The organism is Streptomyces sp. NPDC037203, assembly GCF_055605065.1.
In genome coordinates this window covers 45,001-56,318 of sequence record NZ_JBVJUC010000004.1, presented here as the reverse complement: position 1 = coordinate 56,318, position 11,318 = coordinate 45,001, and the positions used below count along the sequence as shown (strand labels likewise).

Below are 11,318 nucleotides of genomic sequence, written 5' to 3'. Positions count from 1 at the left end.
TGACCCCGTGAACGTCCTCGTCATCGGCAGCGGCGCCCGCGAACACGCCCTGTGCCGCTCCCTGTCCCTCGATCCCGACGTCACCGCGCTGCACTGCGCCCCCGGCAACGCCGGCATCGCCGAGGTCGCCGAGCTGCACGAGGTCGACGCCCTCGACGGTGCCGCGGTGACCGCCCTGGCGCAGCGCCTCGGTGCCGAGCTGGTCGTCGTCGGCCCGGAGGCCCCCCTGGTCGCCGGGGTCGCCGACACCGTGCGCGCCGCCGGGATCCCGGTGTTCGGCCCCTCCGGCGAGGCCGCCCTGCTGGAGGGGTCCAAGGCGTTCGCCAAGGACGTCATGGCCTCGGCCGGGGTACCGACCGCCCGGTCGTACGTCTGCACCACCGCCGAGGAGATCGCCGGCGCCCTCGACGCCTTCGGCGCCCCCTACGTCGTCAAGGACGACGGACTCGCCGCCGGCAAGGGCGTCGTCGTCACCTCCGACCTGGCCGCCGCCAAGGCACACGCGGCCGCCTGCGAGCGCGTGGTGATCGAGGAGTTCCTCGACGGCCCCGAGGTGTCCCTGTTCGCGGTCACCGACGGCGAGACCGTCGTACCGCTCCAGCCCGCACAGGACTTCAAGCGCGCCCTGGACGGCGACGAGGGCCCCAACACCGGCGGTATGGGCGCCTATTCGCCCCTGCCGTGGGCCGACCCGAAGCTGGTCGACGAGGTGCTGCACACCGTGCTCCAGCCGACGGTGGACGAACTGCGGCGCCGCGGTACGCCGTTCTCCGGGCTGCTCTACGCCGGTCTCGCGATCACCAGCCGGGGCGTGCGGGTCATCGAGTTCAACGCCCGCTTCGGCGACCCCGAGACCCAGGTCGTGCTGGCCCGGCTGAAGACCCCGCTGGCCGGGCTGCTGATGGCCGCCGCCACCGGCAACCTCGCCGACCTGCCGCCGCTGCGCTGGAGCGAGGACGCGGCCGTCACCGTCGTCGTCGCCTCCCACAACTACCCCGGCACCCCGCGCACCGGCGACCCGATCACCGGTCTGGCCGAGGTCGCCGCCGAGGACGCCCCGCACGCCTACGTGCTGCACGCCGGCACCCGGCAGGACGGCGACGCGGTCGTCAGCGCGGGCGGCCGGGTGCTGTCCGTCACCGCCACCGGCAAGGATCTGACCGAGGCGCGTGAGCGGGCGTACCGGGCGGTGGGCCGGATCCGGCTCGACGGCGCGCTGCACCGCACCGACATCGCGGCGAAGGCGGCCGACGGGACGCTCTGAGCGTCGCCCCGACGCCTCCCATCTCCTGTTTCACCCCCGCAGGCCCCGGATCCGCGATCCGGGGCCTGATCTTTGCTGTCTGTCACCCAGCTCTGACCAAAGCCATTCCATCGAGTGAGCAATCGTCCATCCTGATGACGTGGGCCGGGGCCGCAACTAGGGTGCCGCGCAAGCGTTCCGGCGCTTGGCGCACCGGCCGCACGCACGTGGCGCACCGGCATTGCGCACTTGGCCCACCGGCATTGCGTTGTCAGTGGCGGATGCCACAGTGGGGGAGTGAGCAGCACCAGCACAGCACGGCATCGGCAGGGGAGGGGGTGAGGTCGGCACGTGAGCGGAATCGGTGTGGAAGCGGGCGCGCAGGCCGCGCGTTCTCGGGCCCTCGCGGTGTTGCGGGTCCGGGGCCGGGCCCTGGGCGTGGCGGTGCTGCCCGCGGCCGCGGAGGTGATCCTGCTGGCCGGCGCGGCCACGGGACATCTGGTCGGTCCCGGCTGGGACGCCGCCCGCTGGGCCGTGGGCGTTCTCGCGGTCCTCGTCCTGTTGGCCACCGCCGGCATCGCCCTGGTCCTCTCCCGCGCCCGCCCCGCCATGACCCCCACGGTGCCGGTCGCCGAGGAGTCCGCCCCGGACCTGTACCGGATGGTCCGCGACCTCGCCGACCGGCTGGACGTCCCGGCGCCCTCCGCCATAGCCCTCACCCCCGACTGCGACAGCTGGCTGGAGGACCGGGCACACGCGGCGCACGGCCCGCCCGCCCGGCCGGCCCCCGGCGAGGCGGACATACCGGATGAGGGGCGCCGTCCCCGCCGGGCCCCCGTCGCTCCGGTCCTCGTCATCGGCTCCCCGTTCCTGTGGTGGATGCGGGTCGGCGAGCTGCGCGCGGTCATCGCCCCGGTCGTCGCCGGTACGGGCCCCTCGGCGCACCCCGACATAGCCGCCGCCCGGCGCTTCGTGCGCGGGCTCGACGCCACGCTGGCCGTCGCCGCCACACCGGGCCGGGGGCCGCTGGCCCGCGGGGCGTGCGCGGTCCTCGGCCGGGTTGCCCGGCTGCTGCTGGGCGCCTGCCGTGAGCACGCCGCGCAGATGGAGCGCGGGGTCGCCGCGGCGGCCGCCGAGCGGGCGCAGACGGTGGACTACGGACTGCGGATCGTCGCCCAGGAACAGGTCGGCCTCGCGTACGCGGGCTGGGACCGGCTGCTGACCCGAGTGGCGCTCCCCGCCTGGCGGATGGGCCGCTGGCCCTCCCGGCTGGACGCGGGCGTGGTGGCCGCGCTCACCGAGTTGTCCCGGCGCGACCGGCTGGCCGAGGGCTTCACCTCCCGCCTCGGCGAGCGGCCCGCCTGCGATCTGCTGGAGGAGCCCGGCAGCATGGACGAAGCCACCTCGCTGCTCGCCGCGCGCCTCTTCCACGGCGGCCCCGCCGGACCCCGCGCCGACTGGGCGCCGGTGGACTGGCAGTCGTACCCGGAGGAGGTCGTGGACCGCACCTGGCGCGCCGACGCCGCCCGGCTGCACCGCGTCCTGGGCTCCCTCGCCGCCCGCCCCGCGCGGCACACCGGCGCGCCCACCCTGGCCCGGATCCTGGACCACCTCGCCGAGCCCACGGTCCCCGCCGAGGCCCCCGGCGCCGTCCCGGACCCCGGCGCCGTCCCCGGCCCCACCACCCTCGACGCCGAACCCGTGACGGATCCCGACGCCGACGCCGACGAGGACGACCCCGGCACCGAACGCAGCGCCGCCCTCGCCGCCGGTCTCAGCGCCGAGGTGGCCCGTGAGGAGAGCGCCGTGCCGCATGGGGCCACCGCCGCGGGCCAGAGCCCGCCCAGCACCCTCTGGGACGGCGGCGCGCTGCCCCTCGTCCCCCTCCAGCCCCCGCGCACCGCCCGCGAACTGCTGACCGACCACGTCACGGCGATGGTGTGCTGCGCCGCGGTCGACACCGCGGGCGCGGCCCCGGCGCTGGACTGGCTGGACGGCCCGTCCCTGCTGCTGCACGGCGAGCGGGTGGCCGACCTGACCCCCCGCGTGCTCAGCCTGATCGAGGAGGGTGATCCGGGCCCGCTGCGCGACTGGCTGGCCACCGCGGGGATACGCCCCGAGAAGCCGATACGCCTCGTCTGACAGCCGGGTCGCCTCGCTCAACGGGAGCCCCAGCTTCCACTTCAGGTCAATTCGCAACGAATAGTGACCGAGCCCGTGCGTTATGTGATGTGCTGGTATCCATCACGCACCTGGCAAAGGCATGCGACATACGACAGCACGGCCGAGCACCGCGAGCACCACCCACCACAGGAATCGGGGGGCTCGGGGAGGGGAGCGACCATGGCCTCGGACCACATCCGCCGCTGGGAGTCCGGAGCGATCGCGCACGCCGTCACGGATCCCTTCGGCCTGGGCCCCGTGCCCTGGCTGCGCGGCAGCGAGACGTACTTCGACGACACCGGCCACGTCGTGCCCTGGTACGTGGACGCCGTGCCCCAGCAGCACACCCGCGGCGATGTGCGCATCCCCGTGCCGCGCACCTCACCGGGCGGTCCCCGCTCGGCCGACGACGTGCACCGCCAGATCAAGGGCTTCACCGCCACCGGCGCGGTCGCGCCCGGCGAGGCGATCGACTTCCACATCACGGTCGACCCGCCGCAGGAGTTCTCCGTCGACATCTACCGGATCGGCCACTACGCGGGCGACGGCGCTGCCAAGATCACCACCAGCCCCCGGCTGTCCGGCATCGTGCAGCCCCCGCCGCTGGCCGCCGACCGCACGGTCTCCTGCCACCACTGGTGGCTGTCCTGGCGCCTCCAGGTGCCCTCCCACTGGAGCATCGGCGCCTATGTGGCCGTGCTGACCACCGCCGACGGCTACCGCTCCCACGTGCCGTTCACGGTCCGCGACGACCGCCCGGCCGATCTGCTCCTGCTGCTGCCCGACGTGACATGGCAGGCGTACAACCTGTACCCGGAGGACGGACACACCGGCGCCAGCCTCTACCACGCCTGGGACGAACAGGGCGCGCTGCTCGGCGAGGCCGACGCGGCGACCACGGTCTCCTTCGACCGGCCGTACGCGGGCGCGGGCCTACCCCTGCACGTCGGACACGCCTACGACGTCATCCGCTGGGCCGAGCGCTACGGCTACGACCTCGCCTACGCCGACGCCCGCGATCTGCACGCCGGCCGGGTGGACCCCACCCGCTACCGGGGCCTGATCTTCCCCGGCCACGACGAGTACTGGACGCTGCCCATGCGCCGCGCCGCCGAGCGGGCCCGCGACCACGGCACCTCGCTGGTCTTCCTCTCCGCCAACACCATGTACTGGCAGGTGGAGTTGGGGCCCTCGCCGTCCGGGACGCCGGACCGGCTGCTGACCTGCCGCAAGCGCAAGGGTCCGGGCAAGCCGGTGCTGTGGCGGGAGATCGACCGCCCCGAACAGGAGCTGATCGGCATCCAGTACGCGGGCCGGGTGCCCGAACCGTGCCCGCTGATCGTGCGCAACGCGGGCCACTGGCTGTGGGAGGCCACCGGGGCGTACGAGGGCGACGAGATCCCCGGCCTGGTCGCGGGCGAGGCCGACCGCTACTTCCCGCGCACCGCGCTGCCCGCCCACGACGAGCGCATCCTGCTCGCCCACTCCCCCTACACCGACGCCGGCGGCACCCCGCGCCACCAGGAGACCTCCCTGTACCGGGCCCCGTCCGGCGCCTTGGTGTTCGCCTCCGGCACCTTCGCCTGGTCCCCGGCCCTGGACCGCCCCGGCCATGTGGACCCCCGTATCCAGCGGGCCACGGCCAACCTCCTGGACCGCATCTGCAAGCGCGACTGAACCGCGGACCGGTCTTGGTCGGCCCCCGACCGACCCCTGGCCGGAACCGAACACCCCGGTAAGGGAGAATCGAGGCAGTTGGACAGAACCACGGGGAGGAACCGTGTCCGGATTCGTAGAAAAGCCCGAGCCCGTCCAGGTGCCGGGCCTGGTGCACCTGCACACCGGAAAGGTGCGGGACCTGTACCGGAACGAGGCGGGCGACCTCGTGATGGTCGCCAGCGACCGCATGTCCGCCTACGACTGGGTGCTGCCCACGGAAATCCCGGACAAGGGCCGGGTCCTCACCCGGCTCTCCCTGTGGTGGTTCGACCAGCTGCGCGACCTGGCCCCGAACCATGTGATCTCCGAGGAACTGCCCGCGGGCGCCCCCGCCGACTGGGCGGGCCGGACCCTGGTCTGCACGTCGCTGAAGATGGTCCCGGTCGAGTGCGTGGCCCGCGGCTACCTCACCGGCTCGGGCCTGGTGGAGTACGGCGAGTCCCGGACCGTGTGCGGCCTCGCCCTGCCCGAGGGCCTTGTCGACGGCTCCGAGCTGCCCGCCCCGATCTTCACCCCGGCCACCAAGGCCGAGGTCGGCGAGCACGACGAGAACGTGTCCTACGAGGAGGTCGCCCGCCAGGTCGGCGCGGACACCGCCGCCCAGCTGCGCCAGGCCACCCTCGCCGTCTACGCGCGGGCCCGCGACATCGCCCGCGAGCGGGGCATCATCCTCGCGGACACCAAGTTCGAGTTCGGCTACGACGGGGACACGCTCGTCCTCGCCGACGAGGTGCTCACCCCGGACTCCTCCCGCTTCTGGCCGGCCGACCAGTGGCAGCCGGGGCGTGCGCAGCCGTCGTACGACAAGCAGTTCGTGCGCGACTGGCTGACCTCCCCGGAGTCAGGCTGGGACCGAAGGAGCGAGCAGCCCCCGCCGCCGCTGCCGCAGGAGGTGGTGGAGCGCACCCGCGCCAAGTACCTGGAGGCTTACGAGCGTCTGACCGGCACCAGCTGGTCCTAAGGGCTACGCGGAAGGCCCCGGTCCAGTGGACCGGGGCCTTCTCTGTGGAGCGGACGACGAGGCTCGAACTCGCGACCTCAACCTTGGCAAGGTTGCGCTCTACCAACTGAGCTACGTCCGCAGTGCGCCGTGGCGCGACAGCTACTATACCCAACCTCGCTCGTGCGTGAGACGCACCGCCGTATGCCGGTTCTCGGCGCCGGGCGTGGCGACGCCCGAGGAGAGGGGCCGCGCACGGTGCCGGGAGACGGCGCGGCCCGCTCGGCGAGCTCCGCCCCGCCGGCGGCCGACTCCGGACCTCCGCCTCTCGCACCGCCGGCGGTGAGTCGCCGATGGGGTCGCGTCGGCGGCTAATTCCGTTTCCCCGTAATGGTTTCCGCCGTACACGCTCGGGACGATCCCGGTCGGCAGCCGCGCGCTGTCCGTCGGCGGCACGAACCCGCGTACCCCCCGTGAGCGCCCGCTTCAGATGCCCCGGCCGCCCGTGCCCGGTGACGATCAGCATCTGGCGGCCGGGCAGTTCGGGCCCGCAGGAATGTGGTCACCCTCACACCGTCTCCACCCGGCATCCGGAGGCCCGGCATCGCCGCATCGGCAGCGCGCGCCCCCGCCGTCCGGGACCGGTGGCAGCCTCCGCGACCTCGAACATGCCCCGCGCGCCGACGAGTTCGCCGCCCGAGTCGGCCCACGACAGCCGCGTACGACGGCCCGTACCGCGCGCCGGGACTCCTGCGCGATCCGCTGGGGATCGGTGGTGCCCAGGCGCGGGGGCCGGGCCAGCCCCCCTGCTGGTGCGCCGCGGGTCGGGTGCGGGATGCCATCGTCCGGCACAAAAAAAGTCAGCGGGCTCCGGATGGCGCTTTCGGGGACAACGAAAAAACCCCGGTCGCGAAGACCGGGGTTTTCCCTTGGAGCGGACGACGAGGCTCGAACTCGCGACCTCAACCTTGGCAAGGTTGCGCTCTACCAACTGAGCTACGTCCGCACTGCTGCCGATCGGCTCCCACCGATCGGTGCGAGCACCAGCCTACCTGATCCACAAGAGTGGTCCGGACAACCGGTGCCAGAGCGGGTGACAGGAATCGCACACTGCGCCTTCCCCCTGGAAGGGGGATGTTCTACTACTGAACTACACCCGCACGATCCTCGGGGTTCCGGCCTTTCGGCCTCGCCCCTCGGCGTGTCTCAGACATTAGCTGATCAGCAGGGGGGTAGCGCAAGTCGGTACCCCCGCCGGCCGTCCGCGCACCGTCCGGGCGCCCCTGTACGGCCCCAAGTGCACGGTCTCCAGGGCCCGCTGACGGACCCTGGAGACCGCCCCTTCGCGGGCCCTGGCACGCCTCACTGCGCGCTGCTGAACGCCTCGTAGACCTTCTTGGGGATGCGCCCGCGCGCGGGCACGTCCATCTTGTTGGCCTGGGCCCAGGCGCGTACGGCCGCCGGGTCGGGCGCCACCTCGGTCTGCTTGTACGCCTTGCCGGAGCGCGACCGCTTGCGACCGGCCTCGACGTACGGCGCGAGCGCCTTGCGCAGTTTCTTGGCGTTGGTTTCGTTCAGGTCGATCTCGTACGACTTGCCGTCGAGTCCGAAGGCGATCGTTTCCGCCGCTTCCGAGCCGTCGATGTCGTCGAAGAGAGTGACCACGACCTTTTGCGCCACGAATATCGGTCCCTTCGTGCGGCACGTCGATACAGCTCACCGGCGTTGACGTGCCGAGTATCGGCTATTGCCAATTCATTTGTACAGTGCCCGGCAATGCAAAGTGAAGCCCGACTAAATCCGTCCGCGTGTCCGAAGGCAATAGGGGTTGCGGACGGCCCGTCGAACTTTCCCAGAACTTTTCACGGCCACCCGGCTCCGACACCCGATCGTGATGCGGCTCACGTAGTTTCCTCCAACTCTACCCGCGTAGAAATTTTGTGCGGGTAGTCTGAAGGAACCTGCTCAGCACCACACATCGGGAGTGCCAGTGGCACGCGTCGTAGTCGACGTCATGCTCAAGCCGGAGATCCTCGACCCCCAGGGCCAGGCGGTCCAGCGTGCGCTGCCGCGCCTGGGTTTCGAAGGGATCTCGGACGTCCGTCAGGGAAAGCGTTTCGAACTGGAAGTTGACGGCCCGGTCGACGAGGCCGCGCTCGCCCGCATCCGCGATCTCGCGGAATCCTTCCTCGCCAACACCGTGATCGAGGACTTCACCGTCAAGGTGGAAGAGGGCGCGGAAGTCGCGGAGGCGGCGAAGTGACCGCTCGTATTGGCGTCGTCACTTTCCCGGGGAGCCTGGACGACCGGGACACCCAGCGCGCGATCCGTCTCGCGGGCGCCGAACCGGTCGCCCTGTGGCACAAGGACAAGGACCTCAAGCAGGTCGACGCCGTGGTCCTGCCCGGCGGTTTCTCCTACGGCGACTATCTGCGCGCCGGTGCCATCTCCCGTTTCTCGCCGGTCATGGACACGGTCATCGAGCAGGCGAAGGCCGGCCTCCCGGTCCTCGGTATCTGCAACGGCTTCCAGGTCCTCACCGAGGCCCACCTGCTGCCGGGCGCGATGCTGGGCAACGACCACCTCCACTTCATCTGCCGCGACCAGAAACTGCGGGTGGAGAACGCGGAGACCGCCTGGACCGGCGACTACCGCCGGGGCCAGGAGATCCACATCCCGCTCAAGAACATGGACGGCCGGTACGTCGCCGACCCGTACACGCTCGACAAGCTGGAGGCGGAGGGCCGGGTCGTCTTCCGCTACGTCGGCTTCAACCCCAACGGCTCGCTCAACGACATCGCCGGCGTCACCAACGAGGCGGGCAATGTCGTCGGCCTGATGCCGCACCCCGAGCACGCCGTCGAGCCGCTGATCGGCTCGGGCCGCACCGACGGCCTCCCGTTCTTCACCTCGATCCTCAAGAAGCTGGTCAACGCATGAGCCGGACTCCTCTGGACACGGTCGAGCACGCGGCCGCGACCCCCGACGTCGAGCTGCCCTGGGCCGAACTCGGCCTGAAGAAGGACGAGTACGAGCGGGTGGTGGAGATCCTCGGCCGCCGTCCGACCGGCGCGGAACTCGCCATGTACTCGGTCATGTGGTCCGAGCACTGCTCGTACAAGTCCTCCAAGGTCCATCTGCGCCAGTTCGGCGAGAAGGCACCCGAGTCGGACGCGCTGCTCGTCGGCATCGGCGAGAACGCCGGCGTGGTGGACGTCGGCCAGGGCTACGCGGTCACCTTCAAGGTCGAGTCGCACAACCACCCCTCGTACGTGGAGCCCTACCAGGGCGCGGCCACGGGCGTCGGCGGCATCGTCCGCGACATCATCGCGATGGGCGCCCGCCCGGTCGCGGTGGTGGACCCGCTGCGCTTCGGCGCGGCCGACCACCCCGACACCAAGCGCGTCCTGCCGGGCGTGGTCGCGGGCATCGGCGGCTACGGCAACTGCCTGGGCCTGCCCAACATCGGCGGCGAGGTCGTCTTCGACGCCTGCTACCAGGGCAACCCGCTGGTCAACGCCGGTGCCATCGGTGTGATGCGGCACGAGGACATCCACCTCGCCAAGGCCTCCGGCGCGGGCAACCAGGTCATCCTGTACGGCGCCCGGACCGGCGGCGACGGCATCGGCGGCGCCTCGATCCTCGCGTCCGAGACCTTCGACGACGCCAAGCCCTCCAAGCGCCCCGCGGTGCAGGTCGGCGACCCCTTCCAGGAGAAGCTCCTCATCGAGTGCACCCTGGAGGCGTTCCGGGAGAAGCTGGTCGTCGGCATCCAGGACCTGGGCGCGGCCGGACTCTCCTGCGCCACCAGCGAGCTGGCGTCCAACGGCTCCGGCGGCATGCGGGTGACCCTGGACGACGTCCCGCTGCGCGACTCGACGCTCTCGCCCGAGGAAATCCTCATGAGCGAGTCGCAGGAACGCATGTGCGCGGTCGTGGAGCCTGCCAAGGTCGGACGCTTCCTGGAGATCTGCGAGAAGTGGGACGTCATCGCCACGGTCATCGGCGAGGTGACCGACGGCGACCGGCTGGAGATCTTCTGGCACGGCGAGAAGATCGTGGACGTCGACCCGCGCACGGTCGCGCACGACGGCCCGGTCTACGAGCGTCCGTACGCGCGCCCCTCCTGGCAGGACGAGCTCCAGGCGGACGACGCCGGCAAGCTGCCCCGCCCGGCGACCGCGGAGGAGCTGCGCGAGCAGGTCCTGAAGCTGGTGGCGTCACCGAACCAGGCGTCCAAGAAGTGGATCACGCAGCAGTACGACCACTTCGTGCAGGGCAACACGGTGCTGGCGCAGCCCGAGGACTCGGGCATGATCCGCATCGACGAGTCGACCGGCCTCGGCGTCGCCATCGCGACGGACGGCAACGGCCGTTACGCCAAGCTGGACCCGTACACCGGCGCCCAGCTGGCCCTGGCCGAGGCCTACCGGAACGTGGCCACGACGGGCGCCAAGCCGCTCGCCGTCTCCGACTGCCTGAACTTCGGCTCGCCCGAGGACCCGGCGGTGATGTGGCAGTTCGCGGAGGCGGTACGCGGCCTCGCGGACGGCTGCCGGGAGCTCGGCACCCCGGTGACCGGCGGCAACGTCTCGCTCTACAACCAGACGGGCGAGGCGGCGATCCATCCGACGCCGGTCGTCGCGGTCCTCGGCGTGATCGACGACGTCGCCCGGCGCACCCCGGTCGCCTTCCAGGAGGAGGGCCAGCTGCTCTACCTCCTCGGCGACACCCGCGAGGAGTTCGGCGGTTCGGCCTGGTCCCAGGTGATCCACGACCACCTGGGCGGGATGCCTCCGGTGGTCGACCTGGAGCGGGAGCGGCTGCTGGGCGAGATCCTGATCTCCGCCTCCCGCGACGGCATGATCGACTCCGCGCACGACCTGTCGGACGGCGGTCTGATCCAGGCCGTGGTCGAGTCGGCGCTGCTGGGCGGGAAGGGCGCGCGTCTCGTCGTTCCCGACGGTCTGGACGCGTTCACCTTCCTCTTCTCCGAGTCGGCCGGCCGCGCCCTGGTGGCCGTGCCCCGCTCGGAGGAGCTGCGTTTCACCGACATGTGCGGTGCGCGCGGCCTGCCGGCCACCCGCATCGGCGTCGTGGACGGCGACGCGGTGGACCTCCAGGGCGAGTTCACCCTCCCCCTGGCCGATCTGCGCGAGGCCCACGAGGGCACGATCCCCTCGCTGCTGGCGTGACGTGACCACGAAGGCCCCCGCCCGGAACCCGAGTCCGGGCGGGGGTCTTCCGTGACGG

At 71.9% G+C, this 11,318-nt stretch carries 8 protein-coding genes, 3 tRNA genes and 1 pseudogene; 7 read left to right on the top strand and 5 right to left on the bottom strand.

All coding sequences use genetic code 11. The annotated features are described in order from the left end of the window. The first annotated feature begins 7 nt into the window (after positions 1-7). The 4 genes from purD to ACZ7EC_RS13635 all read left to right on the top strand — a co-directional run bounded on the left by purD (position 8) and on the right by ACZ7EC_RS13635 (position 6,086). Positions 8-1,264: a phosphoribosylamine--glycine ligase gene (gene purD / locus ACZ7EC_RS13650; protein WP_471062195.1), complete on the top strand. Its 1,257-nt coding sequence runs from the start codon at positions 8-10 to the stop codon at positions 1,262-1,264. Positions 1,265-1,594: 330 nt separating this feature from the next. Next, positions 1,595-3,385 carry a M48 family metalloprotease gene (locus ACZ7EC_RS13645; protein WP_471062192.1) on the top strand — a complete coding sequence of 597 codons (1,791 nt, stop codon included), beginning with the start codon at positions 1,595-1,597 and terminating at the stop codon, positions 3,383-3,385. Positions 3,386-3,586: 201 nt separating this feature from the next. Then, positions 3,587-5,083, top strand: a complete 1,497-nt coding sequence (locus ACZ7EC_RS13640; RefSeq protein WP_471062190.1) for a N,N-dimethylformamidase beta subunit family domain-containing protein — start codon at positions 3,587-3,589, stop codon at positions 5,081-5,083. A 103-nt stretch (positions 5,084-5,186) separates the two neighbouring features. After that, positions 5,187-6,086 carry a phosphoribosylaminoimidazolesuccinocarboxamide synthase gene (locus ACZ7EC_RS13635; RefSeq protein ID WP_471062187.1) on the top strand — a complete coding sequence of 300 codons (900 nt, stop codon included), beginning with the start codon at positions 5,187-5,189 and terminating at the stop codon, positions 6,084-6,086. A gap of 45 nt (positions 6,087-6,131) precedes the next feature. Here the strand turns inward: ACZ7EC_RS13635 and ACZ7EC_RS13630 are convergent. The 5 genes and pseudogenes from ACZ7EC_RS13630 to ACZ7EC_RS13610 form a co-directional block, all read right to left on the bottom strand. Continuing rightward, positions 6,132-6,207, bottom strand: a tRNA-Gly gene (locus ACZ7EC_RS13630). A gap of 23 nt (positions 6,208-6,230) precedes the next feature. Then, positions 6,231-6,780: pseudogene (locus tag ACZ7EC_RS13625) on the bottom strand (response regulator). A gap of 215 nt (positions 6,781-6,995) precedes the next feature. Further along, a tRNA-Gly gene (locus ACZ7EC_RS13620) sits at positions 6,996-7,071 on the bottom strand. Between the two features lie 82 nt (positions 7,072-7,153). Next, positions 7,154-7,225: transfer RNA gene (locus ACZ7EC_RS13615), tRNA-Gly, on the bottom strand. A 202-nt stretch (positions 7,226-7,427) separates the two neighbouring features. Then, on the bottom strand, positions 7,428-7,745 hold the full coding sequence (locus ACZ7EC_RS13610; RefSeq protein WP_145488531.1) for a histone-like nucleoid-structuring protein Lsr2: 318 nt from the start codon (positions 7,743-7,745) through the stop codon (positions 7,428-7,430). 310 nt (positions 7,746-8,055) lie between these two features. Here ACZ7EC_RS13610 and purS point away from each other — a divergent pair, with 310 nt between their 5' ends. The 3 genes from purS to purL are packed head-to-tail and all read left to right on the top strand — an operon-like array spanning position 8,056 to position 11,260. Beyond that, positions 8,056-8,328, top strand: a complete 273-nt coding sequence (gene purS, locus ACZ7EC_RS13605; RefSeq protein WP_037650676.1) for a phosphoribosylformylglycinamidine synthase subunit PurS — start codon at positions 8,056-8,058, stop codon at positions 8,326-8,328. Further along, positions 8,325-9,005, top strand: coding sequence for a phosphoribosylformylglycinamidine synthase subunit PurQ (gene purQ / locus ACZ7EC_RS13600; RefSeq protein ID WP_471062182.1), 681 nt, complete (start codon positions 8,325-8,327; stop codon positions 9,003-9,005). The genes purS and purQ overlap by 4 nt, the downstream gene beginning before the upstream one ends. Then, positions 9,002-11,260, top strand: a complete 2,259-nt coding sequence (gene purL, locus ACZ7EC_RS13595; RefSeq protein ID WP_471062180.1) for a phosphoribosylformylglycinamidine synthase subunit PurL — start codon at positions 9,002-9,004, stop codon at positions 11,258-11,260. Before purQ ends, purL begins: the two co-directional genes overlap by 4 nt. Positions 11,261-11,318 lie beyond the last annotated feature (58 nt).

Excerpts from the sequence above, each read along its gene's own strand:
- ACZ7EC_RS13640 (WP_471062190.1), top strand. The coding sequence starts at position 3,587 with ATGGCCTCGGACCACATCCGCCGCTGGGAGTCCGGAGCGATCGCGCAC.
- purL (WP_471062180.1), top strand. The coding sequence starts at position 9,002 with ATGAGCCGGACTCCTCTGGACACGGTCGAGCACGCGGCCGCGACCCCC.